This is a genomic window from Lawsonia intracellularis PHE/MN1-00 (genome assembly GCF_000055945.1).
Taxonomy (GTDB): domain Bacteria; phylum Desulfobacterota; class Desulfovibrionia; order Desulfovibrionales; family Desulfovibrionaceae; genus Bilophila; species Bilophila intracellularis.
The window spans coordinates 1,086,106-1,110,536 of record NC_008011.1 but is presented as its reverse complement, the minus strand read 5'-3'; the positions used below and the strand labels follow the sequence as shown (position 1 = coordinate 1,110,536).

General features: G+C 32.3%; 18 protein-coding genes and 1 tRNA gene. 14 read left to right on the top strand and 5 right to left on the bottom strand.

The annotated features are described in order from the left end of the window. Positions 1-572 precede the first annotated feature (572 nt). The gene (locus LI_RS04855) at positions 573-4,388 is read left to right on the top strand and encodes an autotransporter outer membrane beta-barrel domain-containing protein (protein ID WP_231850138.1); all 3,816 of its coding nucleotides are present in this window, start codon (positions 573-575) and stop codon (positions 4,386-4,388) included. A gap of 377 nt (positions 4,389-4,765) precedes the next feature. Beyond that, positions 4,766-5,398, top strand: a complete 633-nt coding sequence (locus LI_RS04850) for an L-threonylcarbamoyladenylate synthase (RefSeq protein ID WP_011526972.1) — start codon at positions 4,766-4,768, stop codon at positions 5,396-5,398. 554 nt (positions 5,399-5,952) lie between these two features. Here LI_RS04850 and LI_RS04845 read toward each other — a convergent pair. After that, positions 5,953-6,405: a universal stress protein gene (locus tag LI_RS04845; protein ID WP_011526971.1), complete on the bottom strand. Its 453-nt coding sequence runs from the start codon at positions 6,403-6,405 to the stop codon at positions 5,953-5,955. A gap of 262 nt (positions 6,406-6,667) precedes the next feature. Between LI_RS04845 and LI_RS04840 the strand changes: the two genes are divergently transcribed. From LI_RS04840 to selB, 4 genes are all read left to right on the top strand, one after another. Then, complete coding sequence (locus tag LI_RS04840; protein WP_011526970.1) at positions 6,668-7,153, top strand: hypothetical protein; 486 nt, start codon at positions 6,668-6,670, stop codon at positions 7,151-7,153. Positions 7,154-7,380: 227 nt separating this feature from the next. Continuing rightward, positions 7,381-7,665 carry an Asp-tRNA(Asn)/Glu-tRNA(Gln) amidotransferase subunit GatC gene (gene gatC, locus LI_RS04835; protein WP_011526969.1) on the top strand — a complete coding sequence of 95 codons (285 nt, stop codon included), beginning with the start codon at positions 7,381-7,383 and terminating at the stop codon, positions 7,663-7,665. 24 nt (positions 7,666-7,689) lie between these two features. Further along, positions 7,690-9,147: an Asp-tRNA(Asn)/Glu-tRNA(Gln) amidotransferase subunit GatA gene (gatA, locus tag LI_RS04830; RefSeq protein WP_011526968.1), complete on the top strand. Its 1,458-nt coding sequence runs from the start codon at positions 7,690-7,692 to the stop codon at positions 9,145-9,147. A gap of 108 nt (positions 9,148-9,255) precedes the next feature. Then, entirely contained in the window at positions 9,256-11,181 is a 1,926-nt protein-coding gene (gene selB / locus LI_RS04825; RefSeq protein ID WP_011526967.1) for a selenocysteine-specific translation elongation factor, read from the top strand. Between the two features lie 150 nt (positions 11,182-11,331). Here the strand turns inward: selB and LI_RS04820 are convergent. After that, a tRNA-Arg gene (locus LI_RS04820) sits at positions 11,332-11,408 on the bottom strand. Positions 11,409-11,498: 90 nt separating this feature from the next. On the opposite strand from LI_RS04820, the gene LI_RS04815 reads away from it, so the two are divergent. The 4 genes from LI_RS04815 to LI_RS04800 are packed head-to-tail and all read left to right on the top strand — an operon-like array spanning position 11,499 to position 14,665. After that, positions 11,499-12,191 (top strand): metal-dependent hydrolase, encoded by a 693-nt coding sequence (locus LI_RS04815; protein ID WP_011526966.1) that lies wholly within the window; start codon positions 11,499-11,501, stop codon positions 12,189-12,191. Between the two features lie 3 nt (positions 12,192-12,194). Then, the gene (locus LI_RS04810) at positions 12,195-12,401 is read left to right on the top strand and encodes a hypothetical protein (protein ID WP_041817051.1); all 207 of its coding nucleotides are present in this window, start codon (positions 12,195-12,197) and stop codon (positions 12,399-12,401) included. Between the two features lie 12 nt (positions 12,402-12,413). Beyond that, complete coding sequence (gene lptF, locus LI_RS04805; RefSeq protein ID WP_011526965.1) at positions 12,414-13,568, top strand: LPS export ABC transporter permease LptF; 1,155 nt, start codon at positions 12,414-12,416, stop codon at positions 13,566-13,568. Further along, complete coding sequence (locus tag LI_RS04800; RefSeq protein WP_011526964.1) at positions 13,565-14,665, top strand: LptF/LptG family permease; 1,101 nt, start codon at positions 13,565-13,567, stop codon at positions 14,663-14,665. The genes lptF and LI_RS04800 overlap by 4 nt, the downstream gene beginning before the upstream one ends. Positions 14,666-14,676: 11 nt before the next feature. On the opposite strand, the gene LI_RS04795 is transcribed toward LI_RS04800, so the two are convergent. After that, positions 14,677-15,465: a DNA/RNA nuclease SfsA gene (locus LI_RS04795; protein ID WP_011526963.1), complete on the bottom strand. Its 789-nt coding sequence runs from the start codon at positions 15,463-15,465 to the stop codon at positions 14,677-14,679. A 466-nt stretch (positions 15,466-15,931) separates the two neighbouring features. Here LI_RS04795 and LI_RS04790 point away from each other — a divergent pair, with 466 nt between their 5' ends. The 4 genes from LI_RS04790 to LI_RS04775 all read left to right on the top strand — a co-directional run bounded on the left by LI_RS04790 (position 15,932) and on the right by LI_RS04775 (position 21,551). Next, positions 15,932-17,266 carry a hypothetical protein gene (locus LI_RS04790; protein ID WP_011526962.1) on the top strand — a complete coding sequence of 445 codons (1,335 nt, stop codon included), beginning with the start codon at positions 15,932-15,934 and terminating at the stop codon, positions 17,264-17,266. 1 nt (position 17,267) lies between these two features. Further along, positions 17,268-18,710: a sensor histidine kinase gene (locus tag LI_RS04785; RefSeq protein ID WP_011526961.1), complete on the top strand. Its 1,443-nt coding sequence runs from the start codon at positions 17,268-17,270 to the stop codon at positions 18,708-18,710. A 65-nt stretch (positions 18,711-18,775) separates the two neighbouring features. Beyond that, complete coding sequence (locus LI_RS04780) at positions 18,776-20,149, top strand: sigma-54-dependent transcriptional regulator (protein WP_011526960.1); 1,374 nt, start codon at positions 18,776-18,778, stop codon at positions 20,147-20,149. A gap of 58 nt (positions 20,150-20,207) precedes the next feature. After that, positions 20,208-21,551, top strand: a complete 1,344-nt coding sequence (locus LI_RS04775; RefSeq protein WP_011526959.1) for a transcription antitermination factor NusB — start codon at positions 20,208-20,210, stop codon at positions 21,549-21,551. An 11-nt stretch (positions 21,552-21,562) separates the two neighbouring features. On the opposite strand, the gene folD is transcribed toward LI_RS04775, so the two are convergent. Both folD and LI_RS04765 read right to left on the bottom strand, forming a co-directional pair. Beyond that, positions 21,563-22,456 (bottom strand): bifunctional methylenetetrahydrofolate dehydrogenase/methenyltetrahydrofolate cyclohydrolase FolD, encoded by an 894-nt coding sequence (gene folD, locus LI_RS04770; protein ID WP_011526958.1) that lies wholly within the window; start codon positions 22,454-22,456, stop codon positions 21,563-21,565. Positions 22,457-22,494: 38 nt separating this feature from the next. Further along, complete coding sequence (locus tag LI_RS04765) at positions 22,495-24,270, bottom strand: formate--tetrahydrofolate ligase (RefSeq protein WP_011526957.1); 1,776 nt, start codon at positions 24,268-24,270, stop codon at positions 22,495-22,497. Positions 24,271-24,431: the final 161 nt, after the last annotated feature.

Sequence of the window (24,431 nt, the reverse complement as noted above, 5' to 3'; positions counted from 1 at the left end):
TTATTTATAAAAATGTAATATTCACAAATAGCTATATTCAACCTACGTCTAATCTTCTTTTCTTACCTTGACTTTTTATATTTTCCCCTTATATATCACCGTAGTTAAAAATCTTGGCTAAATATTATACTGCTTTTTTGACTATTATATAGTCATACTATTTACAAATACTATTGCAATAGCTTTGCATAATTACTGTAACTTATGAATATTTAGTTATATAATTTTTTATTATATAGTTAAATATTATAAAACTTCATTCTAAAATGAAGTTTTATAATAAAATATTCTCTATTAAGAGAAAAATTATTGTTTTTATATAAAACAAACAACCTTCTACTATTTATATTTACAGGAATTTTATAATGAATAATACATGTGTACTAAGTCTAATAAATTATATTAAACTATTATATATAATAAAATTTTTAAATAGATATAGATTAGTAAAATATATTAATAATATAAATAATAACTCTAAATATTTAACAAAAATTAATATAAAAAGTATACCATGTATTCTGATACTACTTTTTTCTATAGTGTGTATTAAAGTAACTATAACTTTTGCTATGGATAAAAATAGTGATATGAATGATAAGGAGGCTTCTACTCCAAATATTTCAAACTTTCTCAAGGGATTAGTACCAAAAAAACTTCACTGCTACCTTGATGATGAACAGACAGAGCTTGATATTAACGTTACAGCTATAAAAGAAAGTCAAAAAACTAAAAATCCAAGTCAAAAATCAATTATTATTAACTGCACTATAATACATCCACAACTCAGAGAACCATTAATATTTGGTAGCTATACTCAGGTAAATCAAAGTGAGCTTGAATTATTAAAAACACTAGTTCAACAACCGATAACAATTAGACAACTGGCACAACTAGGACTATCAGGTGCAGAAAGCAGTAATAAATTACAAACGGCTGCACAGTTAACTTCACCATTAGGCTCTAAGAGAAAATACGCTCCAGTGTCATCAACTGAAACGCTTACCACTAGAACCTCAAGCTCTATAGAAACTAGTAGTATACCACAGTCTACTCAATCAGCTTCAAGCTCTATAATAACAACTTCAAACCTAGAAGAACCTGTTGTACGACCTAAAATTCCATCAACTAAACAGGGGAAAAACAAAGCTCCCTTAGATAAACCCCAAACTCTAGTGACAGCTTCTAAAAGATCTGTATTCTCTCTTAATCTGCAATTACTAGAAAATCTTGGATTACAAAAAATTAAAGCAATCTATGAGGAAGGACAAAGTACCCTACATATACTACTACAAACCATTAAAGATTTACATAGAGAAGGGCAGGCTGATAAAGAATTAACAGAAAAATATCGTAGCATGCTTGAACAACAAGTAGAACTTGCAAAGTTTATTAAAGAAAAAGAAGAAGAAGAAGAACAACAACAAATCAAACAAGTAATGAAAAGACATGAAAACGTTCAAGACTTATTAGAAATGCTAAAGAAAAATATATCCTGCTCTACCTCTACACCCGAACAAATAAATTTTGATCTACTAAGCTTACCTGTTGATCAACTAAGTCAACTTGATTTAACTACATTAAAAAATATTTTTGAACCTGTAGAAAGCAAAAGACGCACGCTGGAAGACCAAATAAGACAACAAATTAAAGAAGGAAAACAAGTTGATCCAACATTACAACAAAAATATCAATACCTAGTTACTCTGCAAACAGATGTACTAATGGCTACTAAAAATTTCTCAGAAGAAAAACTGTCTCAATTACCACCAACCAGTGGACTTGCATATAGATTACAAGAGGTAAAAGCAATAACTCAACTTCTGAAAGAAAAAATTCCTCCCTCCCCCAAAAGTGAAGATGGCAACAATATACAATTTATCATATTAGAAAAAAAAGATGATAGAAGAAGTGAAACATCTAAAACAACAGTTAGAATAAACCAACAAGGAATTCAAACCACAAATACAAAGGAAAAAACAAAAAAAAAGAATCTAATAGCTACATTAGACAAGTCTTCTTCACTTTTAGAGACAGATATCGAACCACCACATTCATCTGAGCAACAATCTTCTTCTAGCTCTAATAGCACTAAAAAAAAGAAAAAAGAGAAAAAAACAAGTCCTGTTAAAACACATACATTTTCAGCAAACATTCCATCAGAAGAAGTTATAACTACAACCTCTATAAGCTCTGAACAAACAACAGTACAAATGCCATTAGAAGCTAAAACTCTTGTTGCTACAGGGGACAAACAACAACCTTCTTCTAGCTCTCATCATAAACAGAAAAAGAAACAAACACAGACTTCAACGCTATCTAGCAACCAATCACTACTTTCTATACATGCAAATAGTCCCTCGCCATCTATAGAATCAACCTCTCAGCAATCTAATGCTATGCCTCTTAAAACAAAAGAGGCTATAGAAAATGAATGCACTCCAGATATCCCAAGGAAAAAAAAAGAAAAGAAAAAGCATCTGAAACATACACCTAAAAACCCCTCAAGTTCCATCCCAACTTGTTGTGAAGAAGAAAAAACTTCTACTAGTAATGAAGATTCTACCATTCCCTATCCAACCCTAAATAGACCTGAATTTGAAGAACTAAAAATTCCAGATACTCCAAAGAAAAAACCAAAGAAAAAAAAGAAACCTGGACTCGGTACACTTGTTGGAGATTCTCTGCTTTCTGAAGGAAGAACAACTAGTACATCTGACACCACACCTATACAACCACCTTCTGGCTTTATCAATCAAGACCATAAAGACAAAAAAGAAGCATTAAAAAACTGTCCATTAAGTCCACCAGATGAATTCTCAGATGATGATAATACTAAAGAAGATTCTGGACCAATGTATATCCCAGGAGTTTTCTGTGGTAATAATTTAGATCTGGAGAGTCCTAGACCTAAAAAACCACATACCTATCTTCCTAATATTATAGGAGATGTTACTAGTATTACAACTGAAACATTAGAAACTCTTGATATCTATAATAGCCCCCTAGGAGAAGGGGAAGAAGATAACGAAGACCCCCAAAAAAATGTTGGTGAAAATGAAGAAATCCAAGTAGCTGTAAGAGAAAGTGAACAATCTCAAGCTCAACAACAACAACAACCTCAATGTACAAATAATACAGGGACAAGCCCATTAGGACAAAATACTCCTCAACATCCAATTGTTGCACAAACTCCTGCACAGCCTACTCCACTCCCAGGGAATGGAAGAAGAGCTAGAAGACAACAAACTAGGCAAACACAACTGCTTACAAAAAAACATCCCTCCACTAACTCCTTAATCGCAGAACTCTTACCTGAAGGACAATTTAGTTCTTTACAAAGTTTACAATTTGCTCTATCTGACACCTCTGAGTTTATCTCAGAAACCTTAAAGTCTCTTGCTCTAAAGGCCCACTTCTCTAGTAAACATCTCTCCACTACTACACATAAAAAATTACAACTTTGCTTAAATAATAGAAAAACTTCTGGCTCCCTCAATAAATCTACTATTGAAAATACTAATATTATAGAGGCACTACAGCCTACTAAATCTTACACTGTATTTACTTCTATAAATAAGTATACCACTAACTTAGAAAACAAACTCCGTTCAGCACAAGCAGGTATTATGCTTAACTTCTCTCCTACAACTAATATTGGCTTAGCTTATAACTTTAACAAAAAAGAATACAAAGAATATTCAGGAACACAACTTAATTCTAGTAATGGTTCTGTGAAGTCTAAATCAACAACTGATGGTTTAGCTGCTATTTTTACTTTAAACCCTGAAAAAAAAGGGATTACAGGTACTATGATAGGTTTCTATAGTTGGGGGAAAGTTACAAATTCTCGTCGGGTTACCCATGGAGAGAAGCATATTGTTACAAAAGGCAGCCCTGACATAACCTTAACTGGTGGATTAATCCATCTTGGCTATAACATACCTGCAATAAAAACTTTAATACTTACACCATATATTGGATGCCTTGTCTCCAATGTTAGATGGAGTCCATACACTGAAGAACAATCTCCTGTTGTTTGTAAAATTAGTGAGAATAGGGAAAACCTTTTAGAAAAAAGTATTGGTCTGAAAACTAAATGGGAATTGACAGAATATTCTCAACTACAAACATGGATAGTTGGAAGCTCTGGTTTAAAACAAACAAATAGTTTGAGTTCAAACTCAATGATAACGCCTCTATTTAAATATACTATTTCGGCTCCTAGTTATAAGAAAAAATATACAAAGGCAGAAGGTGGCTTATCATATGAAGTACAACTCTCACCAACATTAACTCTTGATATAGATGGGATACTTTCTTTTGAAAAAAGAAAAAAAATTGAAAAGAAACAACATATTTCCTTTCATTTCAACTATTACTATTAATTAATTTTTTAACTCATTCTATAAAAAGTAAGAGAGGTGTATTCCTAGGAATACACCTCTCTTACTAAATACATAATACATAATACAGCCACATTCACTTTCTACCTTATATATTTTTAGCTGTACCCCCATCACATTTACTACAATACACTTATGTACATCTCTTTTTGCAGTTAATAACTTTTATAATGGAAACTTTTATAAACTTTACTCAAGTAACTACCTTAATTACTTAAGTATTGTAATATCGCTTTTATATTATAGCACATTCAAGTAATATGGACTCTTCAACATAAAAAAATATTCTTTTAATAAAAAAATGTCGTTAATGCTTATCAAAAAAAGGTTAGTCAAAAAAATTACAACTTATTCTTAATATGTTAAAAATAATTTCTTTAAAAGAAGCTGTAAATTTCATCAATCAAGGGAAACTTATTATTTTTCCTACAGAAACATTCTTTGGACTTGGATGCAAAATTTTTAATAATGAGGATACAATACAACAAATTTTTATAGCTAAACAACGTGCTATTAATATGCCTCTTCCACTTATTATAGGTAACTGGGAACAACTTACTATAACAGCAGAAGTTCCTCAAATTATCTATCCTTTACTGCAACACTTCTGGCCTGGGGCACTTTCTATCGTACTTAATGCTAAAAAAAATATTTCACCATATATTACAGCTAGTACACAAAAAGTTGCTGTTCGTCTTTCTTCACATCCTATTGCAAAGGAAATTGCAGATCTTGTTGGAGAACCTATTATAGCTACCAGTGCAAATATAAATAAAAATCCTCCTGTTACAAAAATTACTCAACTTGATATAAGACTTTATCCCTATATAGAAGGAATTATAGATATACCTCCTATCCCTACTGGCGGATTACCATCAACACTCATTGAGTTACATCCAAATAATACAATAAGTATACTCCGTGAAGGTATTATTAAAAGTAATAAAGTCAAAGAAAAAGCAGCAGAACTATGTGGTATCATATCACTATAAGGTCAACAACTAATTAAAAAGAACTTTTATTAAGTAATAGATTTAATAAAAAGCTTATTACTTATTATATATATATATATGAATCAACAGTAAAATTTATTCAAAAATGAATATATATATATATTGTTTATATACAATATTATTTTTTATATTGACTTTATACTTTATATCATTATGTATTACTAAATTAAAAACTTTAACTAAATTTTGTACATCTTTTTATTGATAATTATACACTTTTATTTTTATTATTTTATAGGAAAATACATACATCTTTAATAAATCTATTTATTATATAAAATATATAATTATCATACTTATATTACAGTAAAACTTCATAACAGTAAGTATAACTCATAGTACATAAAAAATGCTTTTTATTATCATATCTATAGAAAATTTTAATGAAAATATATATTAAACCTACTATATAAAGTTTTTAATTAAATATAGATTTGCAATATGGACTCTTCAACATAAAAAAATATATTCTTTTAATAAAAAAAGGTAATAGATAAATAGTTAAACTGTAGATACATACTAGCTTAGTACTTCTATACACTTTCCTCTACAGGATGTACTGTAAGTACTGGACATGTTGAACTTTTTACAACCTTTTCAGCAACAGATCCAAATAAAATACGATCAAGCCCTTTTCTTCCTCTTGTACCCATAACTATCATATCTGCTTTTTCAATCTCAGCCAAAGATAATATTTCTTCAGCTGCATAACCAACAACAACTGTTCCTTGTGCATTAACTCCTTGAAAATGTGTATCCACAAAACTTTTTATAGCTTGTTCAGCACCAGAAACAATTTCACCAACAAAACTATCAATAGTATTTGGCGGGATATGAAATCCTGTATATTGAGTAAGTGTTGGAGCTACATATACAACTATAATAGAAGCATTAGACATTTTAGCAAGCATTACAGCATAGTCAGCAATAGTTCTACTTTGCTCCGATAAATCAATCGCACAAACAATTTTATTTAATACAGGCATCTCTTTTCTCCTTATTTATCCATCAATTCCTCTAAGCTAAAAATTAAAATTCCACTTACTTCTAACTTCATTAAAAAATAGTCTCTTTCTAGCAAAGAAACAAGTATAAAGCTAGTTTTAACAGATTAAAAATCATAAGTTGGAATTTTTTGCCTGTATCTTTTTAATCATTATTAATTTATATTTCACTAGGTTATTTTAACTTTACTCTTGGCAAGCTTTTTGCTTAAATTTTTAGATATAAGATTGCTTTGGAGGCGATATGAGTATCCGTATTAATTATGCTAATGAATTACAACGACAAGAAGAAACTAAAAAAATATCTAAGCCTATCCAAGGGAGTTCTTTTGAAAATCTCCTTTCAGAAGAACTAACAGCAACAAGTACTATAAATCCCTCTAAGGTCCTTAGTGGGAAAAGTAGCAATGTTGAGCAAATGCTTCTAATGGGACTTGCTAAGCCAAAAGCAGCAAAATTTGTTAAAGATGCTACATTAACTTCTATTACAGAACAAGCAAGTATACTCTTAAATTCATGGGATGAATATAGCTCAGCACTAGAAGAAGGAATAACAACACGTGGAGCTTGGGAAAAACTTACCACTATAGAAAATCATACTAAAAATTTACAAGGAAATCTTGCAAACATACAACCTCCTAATTCTGATTTAGAATCTATGGTTAATGAGCTAAGTATCATGGCTGTCGTAGAAAAAGCTAAAATTAACCGTGGTGATTATATGCTATAATAAAAAAACGCCTCCAATAAACATTCTATCCTTATGGCTTATCCTACACATATTGAATTGCCTGGGAAATCAGTTCCAGGCAATTTTATTGATGTCCAATAAAACTGACTTACATCTTTCAAAAATTGTCATCAGTCACTAATAACACTTGATTCTATTTACCACTCATGACATAATTAGTGTATATATTGCTCTCTAAGATTCCTTAAATTTCAAATAAAAATTTTATGTTAACAATAGAACATTTAACTTATCTTGCACAACTGGCAAAACTTAACACATCCAGTGAAACACTTAAAAAATTTAATGATGAATATAAAGATATATTACATGATATAGAAAAATTAGTTCAAGTAGAAACAACAAATATACCTGCCCTTTATAACCCATCAACAATTATGCAAGATAATAAAAGAAATGATATTCCTATACCAACCCCTAACCCAAGGGAATTCCTTACAAATTCACCAGAGGCAAACGAAAAATTTTTTGTTGTTCCACGAATTGTATAATAAAATCTAACTATAAGGGAAATTATGACAAGTGATATACACCTTTCTCTTGCACAAATTCATAATTTACTTATCTCAAGAGAAAAAAGTGTTGAAGAAGTTACACAAGCTTGTCTTGATCGTATTATTGCTACAGAGCCTACTATCAATGCTTTTATAACAATCTGTGCAGAAGAAGCACTAAGTGAAGCAAAAAAACTAGATCAGTCTACTCCTGATCCTAAAAAACCCCTTTGGGGTATACCTATTGCGGTTAAAGATAATATTCTTACAAAGAATATCCCTACTACAGCAGCTTCTTGCATGTTGAAACACTTTATACCTCAGTATGATGCTTTTATTATACAGCAACTCAAAAATGCTGGTGCTATTATTATAGGAAAAACAAACCTGGATGAGTTTGCAATGGGTTCTTCTACAGAAACCTCTTTTTTTGGTCCAACATATAACCCTTGGAATACAAAATGTGTCCCTGGGGGATCAAGTGGAGGCTCTGCAGCTAGCGTAGCAGCTTTTCAATGCTTTTCGGCTATTGGGACAGATACAGGTGGATCTATTAGACAACCGGCAGCACTATGTGGATGTATAGGTTTAAAGCCAACCTATGGAAGAGTTTCTAGATATGGTATTATTGCTTATGCTTCTTCTTTAGACCAAGCTGGACCAATAACTCGCACAGTAGAAGATGCAGCTATAATGCTTTCTGTCTTGGCTAAACATGATCCTCAAGATACTACATCATCCTTTAAAGCAACAGATAACTATTATATTAACCTAAAAAAACAAGACTTAACAGGTATAACCATTGGTATCCCAAAAGAATTTATTTCTGAACATATTGACCCCCCTATACTTGATATCTACCAACAGGCTATAGAACAAGCAAAAGAACTTGGTGCAAAAACTATTGATCTTTCACTTCCTCATGCCACAGATCATGCGATTGCCACTTATTATATTATTGCCACAGCAGAAGCTTCATCAAATCTTGCACGTTTTGATGGTGTACGATATGGATATCGTGCAAAAAATAGTCATACATTAGAAGAATTATATATAAACTCTCGAACAAAAGGGTTTGGAGAAGAAGTTAAACGACGTATCTTACTTGGAACACATGTTCTTTCAACTGACTATTATGAAAATTATTATCATAAAGCTGCTCAAGTACGCTACCTCATCCTCCAAGATTTTTTATCAGTATTTAAAAAGTGTGATATATTATTAACACCTGTTTCTCCAATAACAGCTTGGGAAATAGGTTCTACTATAAAAAAACCTATTACAATATATCATAAAGATATTTTTACTGTTTCTTTAAACCTTGCTGGATTACCTGGCCTGAGCATTCCTGCAGGACTTGTAAAAGGACTCCCTGTAGGGATACAACTAATAGGGCAAGCCTTTGACGAATCTACTCTTTTATCTATTGGGAATATACTACATAAATACTTAGGGCCAACTTCACAACCTAACCTTTAGTTATTTCTAACTAGTATATAATATAATAGCTTATTATTTTTGATTAGTAATAAAAATTACATTGTAATTATGTGTTAATTCTTTCAAAGGCGTTATAAAGTAGCACAAATGTCTATAGTAATTGGAACAGCAGGACATATTGACCATGGTAAGACATCCCTTGTCCAAATACTTACAGGTATCAATTGCGATAAACTATCTGAAGAAAAACGGCGAGGCATTACAATTGACCTTGGATTTGCATACTATGTTTCTCCTACAGGGGAAAAACTAAGCATTATAGATGTCCCTGGTCATGAAAAATTTATCAAAAATATGGTAGCTGGTGCCTCAGGAATTGACGTTGTTATGCTTGTTATTGCAGCAGACGAAGGAGTTATGCCACAAACAAAAGAACATATAGAAATTTGTTCATTGTTAGGGATAAAACATGGGTTCATTGTCCTTACCAAAACTGATATAGTTGATAAAGAATGGTTAGAAGTTATAAAGGAAGATATTAAACTATTCCTTAAAAACACTTTTCTTCATAATACACCAATATTACAAGTATCTTCTACTACAGGAGAAGGAATCAAAAACCTTAAAACTCATCTTAATCATTATCTTTCTATACCTCACTCCAAACAAAAAACAGATATTTTTCGTCTACCTATTGATAGAGTCTTTACTATTAAAGGACATGGGACTGTTGTCACAGGGACTATTGCATCTGGTTCTATAGCTACAGGAGAAGCTATTACTATTCTTCCTTCAAACAAAAAAACAAAAGTTAAACAAATCCAATATCATGGTAATATAGTAGAAACAGCATATGCTGGCCAACGTACTGCTATTAATTTACATGGAATAAATACTTCAGAAGTCAAACGTGGTGATATACTTGCTCATCCTGACACTTTAGTGCTTTCAACACGTTGGCTGATATCCCTAACCTGCCTACCATCTTCACCTCGTCCACTAAAACATTGTTCAGAAGTCCACTTACATCATGGAACACAGGAAATTCTAGCACAGCTATATTTTTTTAATAAAAACTCTCTTGCCCCTGGGGAAACTATCCTATGTGAAATCAGATTAAAAAAACCATTAGTTGGAATATTTGGTGACCATGTTGTTATTCGAACCTTTTCACCATTACAAACTGTTGCTGGTGGGAGTATAGTTAACCCTATAGCGTCACCTATCTCACGCCATACTATTACTGATCACACTATAGATACTCTTCTTTCTCTTCCATCTGCAACAGAAGAAGAACTTGTCAAAAAACAAATAGAATTTTTAGATGCCACAGGAATATATTTAACAACATTATCTATAGTAACCAATATTGAACATAATCGTCTTCTATCTATATTAACTTCTTTTATAGAAAGAGGTATAATTATATGTTTTGATAAAGAAAACTATGGATATCTGTCTGTTAACACAATGAAAACATTAGTTGAACAATGTTTAGTTGCTATAACAAATTTTCATAAAAAAAACCCAATTAAGCAAGGAATAGAACAAGGAACCTTTTTTACAAATTATAAAATATGGGGTAAAATTCTTCCTCATAAACTTATTGGTTTTATTATCAACCAACTAATTCAAAAAGGAAATTTAACCTCTGAAGGGAATTATATCTATTTACCTTCACATACTATTTCTCTTTCTTTTGAACAACAACATCTCTACGACAACATATTAAAATTATATATAGAAGCTGGTTATACCCCTCCAAAATTGAGCAATATTCTTACGACATTAAATAGTACTATCAAACAAGCCACTCCTATTATTACATTACTTTTAGAAAGAAAAGCTCTTACTCATATAACAGAAGATATGTATTACTCTACACAAGCAATAAAAAAACTAAAATCTATACTTCAGAATTGGTTTAATTCCCATAAAGAACTTGATATTGCAACATTTAAAGAGTTATCTGGAGGACTTCCCAGAAAGTATAGTATTCCATTACTAGAGTATTTTGATAAAGAAAAATTAACCATTAGAATAGGTGATAAAAGACAACTCAGGAATCCTTAGTTTAACCTTATAACTTTACTACAAAAAATACGAACTCATTAATAATCCTATCAACCTAAGCAGAAAAACAATCATAGCCAGATTGTAGTTTTACAAGTTATACATTAAGTATATTTTTTCTTTTAACACAGAGGGCTACAAAAAACTAACTGGTGCGCCCGACAAGATTCGAACTTGTGACCTTTAGCTCCGGAGGCTAACGCTCTATCCAGCTGAGCTACGAGCGCATAGATGGGGAAACTAGCCCTTGTAACATACTGTGTCAAGGTATAAGCTCTGTCTATTAACTTAATGATCATTAGTGGAGGGTTTAACCAATGAATACAACTATTATTTGGCATGGACACTCTAACTTTCAAATTAATGCTAATGGAATATCTGTTCTTATTGATCCCTTTTTTACAAACAATCCAAGATGTACAAAAAATTGGAATGAAATTCAAAAACCTGATATTGTTCTTATAACACATGATCATTCGGACCATCTTGGTGATGCCATTGCAATCTGTAAATCTACAGGTGCACTTTGTGGTTGTATTGTTGGTACTGCAGATAAACTTATACAACAAGGTATGCCACAACACCTCATTATTGGTGAAATTGGCTTCAACATTGGTGGAACAATAGAGAGAAAAGGTGTACGTATCACTATGACACAATCTTTTCATACATCTGAGTCTGGTTCTCCTGCAGGATATATTATCACTATGCCTAACAATTTTACACTATACCACCCAGGAGACACAGGAATTTTCCAAACTATGAAAACGTTCGGGAAACTATATAACCTTCATTTATCACTTTTGCCTATTGGAGGATTCTTTACAATGGATTCTTATCAAGCGGCATATGCTGCAAAAATGCTTAAATGTAAAATGGTTATCCCCATGCACTGGGGAACGTTTCCAGTCCTTGAACAAACTCCTGAACGGTTTAAAAATTATCTTAAGGCAATGGCCCCTGAATGTAAGTATATTGCTATGGAGCCAAATACATCAAAAGAGCTCTAAATTATGTCTATTATAAAACATAATCAGCTTATTCAAAATGCTCTAAACTTTCTGATAGAAGCACACAAAAGTCGTCCATCAATATCAATAGTAGAACTAATAGACGAAGCTAGTATGCGTTTTAATCTTACCCCACTAGATGCAATGCATCTTACAAAAATTTTTTCTCCTCAACTAATACAAAACAACAATACTACCCAAAAAATATAACATACTTTTATTATGATCCCCCTCCTTCAACGTCAAATATTCCGTGAAAGCACATACATATTCTTCCTAGTAGTAGGAGCCTTATTAACACTTATTATTATAAATCGTGCTATACAAATGAGAGACCTTTTTATAGGTCTTAAATTAGAAATTTTAGATGTTCTAATTCTTTTTAGCTACATGGTACCATTATTTCTTATATTAGTTATACCTATTGCTTGTATGTTAGGTGTATTTCTAACCTTTCTTAGAATGAATTTAGATAAAGAGCTTATTGCATTAAAAGCTTCTGGTATAAGTATATATCAAATGCTTCCTGCACCTCTAGCATTTAGTTTTTTTTGTACATTACTTACATTATGGATATCACTCTTTTGGATAGCATGGGGAATGGAACAATTTAAGACAACACTTTTAGATATAGCTAGAACAAAAGTAAAAATTTCCATACAACCTGGAGTTTTTAATAACAACTTCCCAGGTTTTGTTCTTTTTGCTCGACAGGTAGACCCTCTTTCAGGAGAACTACATCAAATCTTACTAGAAGATCGCTCTCAAAAAGATCGCCATCTTGTTATCCTTGCTCCAACAGGAACAATTGAAACAAATCCTACAAAAGGAGAATTAATCTTTAACCTAACAAATGGTAATATCTACACAATGAGTCTAAATAAAACATCATTTCTTTCTTTTGATCAATATCTTGTTCGAATCCCACTTACTACTCTTCTTAAAAATATAAACTTCAACGAGTTACGCCCTAAAGAAATGTCTTGGGAAAGGCTTATAAAAGAGTATAATATAACAAATACTATGCAATACCAAAACAAAATTTCTGTTGAACTTCATAAACGTTGGGCTTACCCAGCAGCATGTATTGCTCTTACAATTTTTGCACTACCTTTAGCAATCATGTTTGAAGGGATACATAGACAGTTTGGACTTATTCTGGCGCTTATCATGTTTTTTATTTATTATGGATTAATGTCTTTTGGATTTAGCACAGGCGAATCTGGTACTATCCCTCCTGCCATTGGCTTATGGCTTCCAAATATACTCTTCTTCTTACTTGGACTCTATGGTATCTATCTTACATCACGTGAAAAAACTGCAAATATTGTATACCTTATCCCAAATATACTAAGGAAAATAAAAGGTATAAGATGAGTCTTCTATTTCGTTATCTAATAAAAAATAATACAAAAATTTTACTATTGACTCTAACTATCGGTATTGGTGTATATATTTTAACAGATCTTTTTGAACGTTTAGATAATTTTATAGAAGCTCATACTTCAACTAAAATTATTCTAACATATTTTATATATAAAACACCTTTTGCTATTGCACAAATATTACCATTTATATTTTTAATTTCTACGGTAATTCAATTATGCATTATGGCAAAAAAAAAAGAATTAATAGCACTTCAAGCTGGAGGCATATCTTTCACTCGAATAGCCTCTATTATAATTATAGCAAGTTTATTTTGGGGGACAATACAGTTTATTTTTTCAGAATATATAGGAACAGCTTGTGGTCGAAAATCACTTCAAATATGGCAAGAATATGTCCATAACCAACATAAATCAAAAACTATTCTAAAAGATATCTGGTTTACAGATAAAAATTGGATAGTATCCATAAATACACTCAAGCCTGATGATACAGGTAGTGGATTTAGCGCATATCTTTTAGATAAAAATGGTCTTACAATAGAAAAAATCATCTGGGCATTATCTTTTTCTATTCACAATAATGAATGGATATTAAAAAAAGTTGCAGTCTCAGAACCAGCTTTATATTCACAAGAAATGTTGCAAGAGTTAACACTTACTTTTAACCAATCATCAGAAACGTTAAAATTCATCCAAAATAATAATGCACCTCAACAACTTTCTTTTTGGGAATTAAGAGAAACTATTCATAAATTAGAACGTTCAGGATCTAATGTAGAACTATTAAAAACTAGTTGGCACACCAAGCTTTCATATTCATTCTCCCTTGTAGTAATGGCATTATTAGCTACAACTATTGTAGCATGGAAAAATAATATTTATATTGCTATAGCTTTTTCTCTTCTTTATACTTTTATATATAATGCATTAAATACAATAGGAATATCTCTTGGGAATAAAGGTATTATATCGCCTATTATAGGTGCTTGGATTGCAAACCTAGTAATAATGAGTGTTACTATATGGAAACTCTTTTTTATTACCCCCATAAAAAATTTTCTTTTAAAAATACATTCTGCTAACTAACGTATTATTCTTTATTCGGATAATAATGGCAATATAGGGCCAAGACTAAGACCTTTAGTTGTAATATCTATATGATAAGGGTATATTTCAACCCCTCTCTTTTTTACTTTCCAAAACATTTCTGTATATTGAGGATCAATAGAAGCGGCAGGACCAAAAAACTTACCATCTTTACGTTGCACACAATAAAAAGTTGCTGCTCGTTCACCACTATCTATAATCTTTTTCAACTCTTGAAGATGTTTAAGACCTCTTAGTGAAACAGCATCTGGAAATAAAGCAACATTGTTTTCAACTAATGTAACATTTTTACATTCAACCCATAATCGTGGAACTCCATTTCCATGTAAACAAATATCTAAACGACTCATACCTATCTTAGTTTCAGTATTACAGATAGAATAACCTTTAGTCCAAGGAAATAAACCTGCTTCAAAAGCTAATTTAAAAAATTTATGAGGGATTAATGTATTGACTCCAACCCAAAAACCTAAACCAGAATGGAATGGAGTTACCCCTCCTTCTTTATTTGGAAATGAAGGAAGTTTGTTTTCATCAGGATATGTCCCTCCTGTCCAAACAAGTTCTAATGTCCATTGAAGCTTACGTGTTGGATTTAATGCAGGAGATAATAATACTGGAGTCCCAGAATTAAGTAATCCTAACATTGAACCAGTATTATTTGTATGTGCTACTACTTCTTCACCGTCCACAAGGACATTAACAAAAAAACGTTTATATCTTTTAACAAACCTCCCAATAACACAACCTTTCGGGAAATAAATAATTGTTTTTTCCATTAACTATTCCTATTCAAATTAATATCTCTTTATTCAATATCAGTCTATTAGTAATAATATCTATACCATTCATAACTGTCTATATCTATTTATATTCTACTAGAATAACATTAAGATTGCTTATTAGAACTATATAGCTTTTAGTAGAAAACTAATTCATTCAGAATTATAACACATCATATGAAGTTCCCATAACCTACTACGATTCTTAAATCTTTTTATAGAATTGGAGTATAGTAGTTAACTTCAACATAACTAACTATAAGATACTAATGTACTAAAATAAAAGAAATTAATATTCTAAAATAACATATATACATTATTTCATCAAATATATAATCAGATTATTATCCAATAAGTTACCAATATGTGCTATGTAGTAATCTATAGTAAATAGAAAAATAGTTAGCCTTAGAACAGTAAAGTAGTAAATAAATAGTAACAAAATAATAACTAAGGAAATATTATGTATTACATTAATTGGAATCACGCATGGGAAGGCCGTCTAACCCAATCTTTACAATCACCACTTCCAATTGAAGAATACATAACTCGGCTAAACCAAGATCTATCTGATGACATTCTTCCTTTTATTTCTATGAGTTATCAAGAAAAACTTAAACAACAAATTAATCATATTACCCCATTATTACATAAATTTAAATATATGGTTGTTTTAGGGATTGGAGGTTCTGCATTAGGAGCTAAAGCACTACAAAAAGCTTTTGCACCTGAACAAGATAGACCTAATCATAGTGGTAACTGGCTTTGGATTATGGATAATATTGATAGTGAAAGCATGAATGCACTACTTACATCTTTAAACCCTAAAAAAACATTAGTAGTTACTATCAGTAAATCAGGAGAAACTATTGAAACCATGGCACAATATTTCCTTATAAAAACATGGTTACAAACTACTTTAAAGGATTCTTGGCAAAAACATTGCTTATTTATTACTGATCCGGATTCTGGATTCTTAAGACAAGAAGCTCAAAAAGAAAACATTCAAACATTACCAGTTCCTAAAAACTTAGGAGGACGATACTCTGTACTATCTGCGGTTGGTCTCATTCCTTCTGCATTTTTAGGTATAGAATGGGAAGAGCTTCTTAATGGAGCCAATCAAATAATGCTCCCATTACGTCATGTAACAATCCAAAGTCTCCAAAAACATCCTGCCTGGACAATAGCAAAATGGTGTTATACTCTTTTAAAAAATGGATATACTCAACTTATTTTCTTTAATTATATTGCTACATGGTCAATGTTTGGACAATGGTTTATCCAACTTTGGGCGGAAAGTCTTGGTAAGTCTGGACAAGGAAGTATGCCTCTCTCTGCAATAGGAGTTACAGACCAACATTCTACCCAACAAATGTTTCTTGATGGCCCAAAGGATAAAGGTTGTATCTTATTATCAACAAAAAACTATATACCTGGACCTGTCTTTCCACCAACTATCCCTGAAAACTGGTCTTGGTTAAAACATAGACAACTTAATGAACTTATTGAAGCAGAAAAAATAGGAACCGCAGCTGCTCTTGTTACACATGATGTACCATTATTACAACTTCAATTTGACAACACAAACTGTTATGCTGCGGGGGAACTGATGGGACTTTTAATGACCACAACACTCTTTACCGGCTGGTTATTACATATTAATCCTCTTGATCAACCTGCCGTTGAACTTGGTAAACGTCTTGCTCGAGTCAAATTAGGAGATAACCATTATCCTAAAGAGGCAGCTATCCTTCAGTCATTTCTTAATACTACCTCTCTGGAGGATCCCACCTAAAGTGTCCCAAAAACCTGCTATAAAAACAAAACTCCCTTTTGGCCTTACACGATTTCTCTCATGGATATCTTTAGTCCTTATTCTTATCTCAAGTATTGTACTTGCATTATTTATTGGTAACTCTGCTCGACATACTTTATTATTAAGACAGCAACAGTATGCGTTACTTATCGTTGGAAATTTAAATCATCAAATTTATCGTCGATTTACTCTACCAACCTTCTTAACATTTGGTAGAATAGCATTACGGCAACCTATTCAATATAAACAACTTGATGAAGTTATTTTATCTACTATTCATGGACTTCATATAAATAGCTTACGTATTTATGGAATGGATAAAATTGTTACTTATTCTATAAATAAAGATGAACTTGGACAAGATGGTCATATTCCTCCAACAGCAGAACCTGCTATAGAAACAATTTCACCCTCTTTTGAAATTCTTTCTACGTTAAGTCTACTATCTGCAATGTTTACCTTAAAACTACCACCTAATAGCTTTATATTACGTACTATTTTCCCTCTTACAATTCCTTTTACTGGAAATGAAGAAACACAACCTTCTGAATCCATTGTAACAGGACTTCTTGAAATAACACAAGATATCACAGATGATTATGGTTATATCATTCGATTCCAATGGCTTATACTTGCTACTTGCCTAAGTTCTTCAATTATACTCTTTATCCTTCTACAATTTTTTATTGTTAAAGCAGAACGGATCCTCTCAGAACGTATGACAAAAAATCATCGTCTTGAAATGGAACTACATCAAAATGAAAAACTTGCAAGTATGGGAAGAATCACTGCTAGTATTGCACATGAAATCCGTAATCCCCTTGGGATTATTCGCTCTAGTGCAGAACTATTATTACGTCGTGCTGTGGATATAAATCCTGATAATAAACAAATATTAACTGCAATATATGATGAATCCTGCCGTCTAAGTCAAACTGTTAATGACTTTCTAGATTATGCACGCCCTAAAATACCTAAACAAGAACTTCTTAATCTTAATTCAGTCCTTGAACAAGTACTAGGATTCTTACAAGGAGAAGCAACAAAAAGACATATCACAATTTCAAAAGATATTTCATCAGAACTCCAACTTTATGGAGATACATCTTTACTCTATAGAGCATTATATAATATACTCATTAATGCTTTTCAGTCTATTAATAAAGATGGTTTCATACATATTAATGGAGAAAAAAATAAAGATGGCTTTATTGAACTTACTTTCAAAGACAGTGGGGCAGGCTTCCCTCAGGATCAAATCCAACATGTTACTAGCCCATTTTATACAACTAAAGATAATGGCACAGGTTTAGGGCTACCTATTGCAAATAGTATTATTCAAAGCCATCATGGGAAGCTTATACTAAAAAATGATTCCAATGGTGGTGCACTAATACAAATTTTACTTCCTACTTCAAAATAATCATAATATAGAAACTATGACTAATCATTCTTACCAGTATTTTAAAAGTAGCTATTGGACTCACAATGCCTGAACATATTTTACTTATTGATGATGAAAAAAATTACTTATTAGTTTTGGAAACCCTCTTAAAAGATGAAGGGTACCAAGTTACAGCCCTCAATGATCCTGAAACAGCATTAGCATTTCTTGAGGAGTCAGAAGTAGATATTATTGTTACAGACATGAAAATGCCAAAAATAAGTGGCCAAGAAGTACTAGAATATGTAAAACAACGTTGGCCACATATCCCAATTCTTATAATGACCGCTTTTGGCTCTATTGAGAATGCGGTAGCGACAATGAGGTATGGAGCCTTTAATTATATCACTAAACCATTTGCTAATGATGAGCTTCTTCTTTCCATAAAAAATGCTGCAGAACTTGCAAAAATTCACAGACAATATCGTATACTTCATGAAAGTCTTGAAGAACGTTTTGGAAAGCATCAAATTATTGGACGCAGTAATGCAATAAAAGATATGATGAAACTTGTAACAAGAGCAGCTCCAAGCAGAGCAACAGTACTTATTACAGGTGAATCTGGGACAGGGAAAGAACTTGTTGCAAGAGCTATTCATTTTTCTTCCCCACGAAGTCAACAACCTTTTATTTCTGTTAACTGTATGGCATTAAGCCCTACACTACTTGAAAGTGAACTATTTGGCCATGAAAAAGGTTCATTTACTGGTGCTGTTGCTATGCGTCGAGGCCGCTTTGAACAAGCAAATAAAGGAACACTCTTTTTAGATGAAGTAGGGGAGCTTACACCTGAATTACAAGTCAAGTTACTTCGTGTATTACAAGAAAGAAAATTTGAACGAGTAGGTGGAACAGAAGAGTTAGATATAGACATACGTATTGTAACCGCAACTAATCAAAACTTACAGTCTATGGTACAAAATGGGACTTTTCGTGAAGATCTCTATTATCGACTTAATGTTGTCCATATTCCCCTACCCCCTCTACGAGAACGACGAGAAGATATCCCTTTATTAGTTGCACATTTTATTGAAAAAATTGCATCAGAAAATGATATTAAATCTAAAAATTTTACAGATGAAGCTCTCAACTATCTTACTGGATATGAATGGCCAGGAAATATCCGACAATTACAAAATGTTATAGAACGATGCCTAGTCCTTGTTCCTAATGACATAATTTCTATTGATGATCTCCCATCTGAAATTAAAGATGAAGAAGCTCAATTTAAAAGTGCTGTAGATTTACTCCCTGTAGAAATTGATTTAGCAGCTACACTTGAAAAAATTGAAGCAACACTTATTCGCCGAGCCCTTGCTAGGACAAACTTTACACAAGTCAAAGCAGCAGAATTATTAGGATTATCAAAAAGCTTACTACAATATAAACTAAAAAAATATAATATTACTGGACATTAACATTCATAACTACTTTTTTTATCCACTATCACTATTACTATCTTCTTTAAATATATAAATGATTAAATCACCAGAAAAAAAATATACTAATAGAAAAAAAACAAAAACAGCTCGTGAAATAGCAACAATAGCACTGCAAAAAATTAAAGAAGGCCAACCTATCCAAGTATTATTGAATAATATACTTTTGACATATCCATTATCCAAACAAGATATTGCTTTAGTTACTGAGCTTGTTTATGGATACTTACGATTAGAAATACGTATAGTATGGATTCTAGAGCAATTTTTAAAAAAATCTGAACATCTTCCTTATGAAGTAAAACTTATCATAGGTCTTGCTACCTATGAGTTACTATTTCTCGATAAAATTCCTCCTTATGCTACTATACATACAGCTGTTTCAACTATTAAATCTAAATTTGGTAAAATCCTTGCAGGAGTAGCTAATGCTAGCCTTCAAACAATATTTAGAAAAAGTAAACATAATGATGGACCTAAATATAATACCTTTTATAAACAAAGACTACCAGAAGATATCCATTATCTTTCTATTTGGTATAGCATCCCACTTTGGATTATTAAACTATGGATTTCTAATTATGGAACACAAAAAACATTAAAACTTGCAGCATCCTCTTTACAAAGACCATATTTTTGCATTCGAGTAAACCCAATATATGACAACTGGAGGGAACTATATGAAAATCTTTGTCAAAATGGTGGAATCCCTATAGGTCGTTCAGGAATATATTTCAAACCAAATAGAAAACCAAAGGAGCTACAATATTATCTTGAACAAGGATACATCTCTATCCAAGGAGCAGGTAGCCAGATTGTTATGGATGCCCTTGATATCCAAACATGGAAGATACCTATATGGGACGCCTGTGCAGGTAGAGGTGGGAAAACATCATTATTATTAGAATGGGGTATACCAATTTTTGCAGCAAGTGATATTTCTCTTAGTAAATTACAAGGGTTAATAGCTGAGACTAAACGTCTTAAACTTTTAACTCCATCTATCTTCTGTAGTTCTTCTACCCAGCCTGCACTAAAAAATGTCCTCTGCTCTCAACTTAAAACTATCTTATTAGATGTACCATGTAGTGGCCTAGGAACACTTTCTCGTCACCCTGATATAAAAAAATTTCGTACACCAAAAGATGTTGATAAACTTATCCAACTACAAAAAAAAATACTTAATACTGCTTGGGAGTTTCTTCCACCACAGGGGGAACTTATTTATATAACATGTACAGTAAATCCATCCGAAAATGAACAGCAAGTCATACAATTTCTAAAAGACTATCCACAAGCTTCTCTAAAAAAACAATGGGAAGGAATACCTGATCGTTTTGGAACAGATATTATGTTTGGAGCAATCATACAGAAAAAATAGGGCATAGCTATTCATAAAGAAAGATGGAAAAATGCTGAACGTACAGTATTCCTCATAAGCATAGCAATAGTCATAGGACCAACCCCTCCCGGTACAGGTGTAATTTTTCCTGCCACCTGACTTACATTAACAAAATCCACATCTCCTGAAAGTATTGGTTTCCCTGTATCTTCATTAAAACCAATACGATTTACACCTACGTCAATAACAGTAGCTCCAGGTTTAATCCATTCAGCTTTTACAAAATTAGGAACACCTACTGCAGCAATCACAATATCTGCCTGTTGACAATGTCTAACAATATTTTTTGACTTTGTATGAACCAATGTTACAGTTGCATCGCCACCTACTCCTTTTTGAGTAAGCATAATTGATATTGGTCTACCAACAATATTTGATCTACCAATGACAACAACTTCTGCTCCTAACGTTTCTACAGAAGAACGTATAAGAAGTTCTTGGATTCCTGCAGGAGTACATGGTAAAAAAGTAATAGCATTACCACCTATAACTAACCTTCCAAGATTCATAGGATGAAATCCATCTACATCCTTATTTGGATCAATCGCATGTAATACTTTCCCCTCATTAATGTGACTAGGTAAAGGAAGTTGAACTAAAATCCCATGAATAAGAGGATCTTCATTATACTTTTTAATAATACCAATGAGTTCTTCCTCTGTAATTGTCTCAGACTGGTTATCTTGAATTTCATGAAAACCTAACTCAATAGCTGTTTTTATTTTAAGAGTGACATAACTTAATGATGCTGGATGATTCCCAACTAAGATTGTAACAAGTCCTGGGACAACATTATAATCCCTTTTAAGATTAGCTACCTCTCCACGTAACTCCTCAAGAATAGATTCTCTAATTTCCATCCCATTAATAATATCTGCAGCCATAATACTCCTAGTTTTATACTTTTTCTCTAAAAAATTTTTTAAAATATTCCTTTTACTTTCCCTGTATCTGTATCCACATCAATACGACGAAAAGATGGATTAGAACCTGTTCCTGGCATAAGTGTAATTGAACCTGCAATAGGTACAACAAATCCTGCACCACCAAAGAACATGATATCTCTTACATGTAACTTCCAATGATCAGGGACACCCTTTTGTTTAGGATCATCAGACAAAGAAAGGTGTGTTTTTACCATACATACACCCAAGTCGGAACTATTGTTATCTGCTTGTAATTTATTTAGTTTATAGATTGCTTCTTCAGAAAACTCCACTCCTTCAGCCCCATATACTTCAAATGCAATTTTCTCAATACGCTCTTTCAATGGAAGAGACCAATCATATAATGGCAAAAAATTCTTTTCTTCATTACAAGCATCTATCACAGCATCCGCTAATTCTAAAGCACCGTCTCCTCCATATTCCCAATGCTTAGAAACAGCAACTCTTGCTCCAACCAATTCACATAACTGTCTAATTTTAGCAATTTCAGATGGAGTATCAGTTGTAAATGCATTAATACATACTACTGGTGGTACACCAGATTTTTTTACTGTGTTAATATGGTGTATTAAATTTGCAGAGCCAACTTCCACATACCCTACGTTTTCTTCTGTATATTCTTTTGGGAGAGGACGTCCTGGAATAGGAATTGGTGCGCCTCCATGACTTTTTAATGCCCTAACCGTTGTAACAATAACTGCAGCATCTGGAGTAAGGCCACTATAATGACACTTCAAATTCCAAAATTTTTCATAACCAATATCAACACCAAAGCCTGACTCAGTAACATGGTATTCACTTAATTTTAAACCTAAACGATCAGCAATAACTGAGCTTTGTCCAATAGCAATATTAGCAAAAGGGCCTGCATGAACAAAAATTGGTTGTCCTTCTATAGATTGGATCAAATTGGGATTAATAGCTTCAACCATCCAAGCAGTCATAGCCCCATCCACTTCAAGATCTGCTGTTGTAATAGCTTTTCCTTGCTTATCATATGCAACAATAATTTTACTAATTCGTTGTCTAAAATCTTTTAAATCTTTAGCAATAGCAAGAATCGCCATTACCTCTGACGAAACAGCAATATCAAAATGCGAACGCATCATATATCCGTCTGATTTCCCGCTCACCCCATCTATTCCTATAATAATATTACGTAATGATTGACAACAAAAATCCATTACCCATCCCATAGGTATATTTGTAGGATCAATATCTAATCGTTTCATATTAGATAAAGCATACAATTTTTCATCACTATAATTACGTTCATGTTGCATACGTGAAGTTAACGCCACCATTGATAAATTATGAGCATTCATAACAGCATTAATATCACCAGTAAAACCAAGAGAATATTGTGTAAGTGGAATACATTGTGAAAGACCGCCTCCAGCAGCAGAACCTTTAACCCCCATGGTTGGTCCTCCTGATGGCTGTCGTATAGCTGCAGAAGATCGCTTCCCACGTTTTGCAAGGCCTTGGACTAATCCAATTGTAGTAGTGGATTTTCCCTCTCCTAAAGGAGTTGGGGTAATAGCTGTTACATCAATATATTTTCCATCAGATGATTGCTCCAACCTTGAAAGTACAGACTTATAGTCTACTTTCCCCATATAATGACCATAAGGAAATATTTCCTTATGGTCCAATCCAAGATCTTTACCAAGATCATATACTGTTTTCATATGTTTTTCTGCTGCCTGGGCTATTTCCCAATCAGCATAATTCAATGGGCTTAATGACATAAAACCCTCCTCAAAAAAAAATGATGCTTAGTTAGTATTTTTTATATAAAAATATCTTATGATATTCTTGTACACTTTACTATAGAATCAAATACTAACTTTTTACTTTTCTCATGAGAAAACTGGAAATGTCTTTAATTGTACCTAAAGAAAAAAGAGAA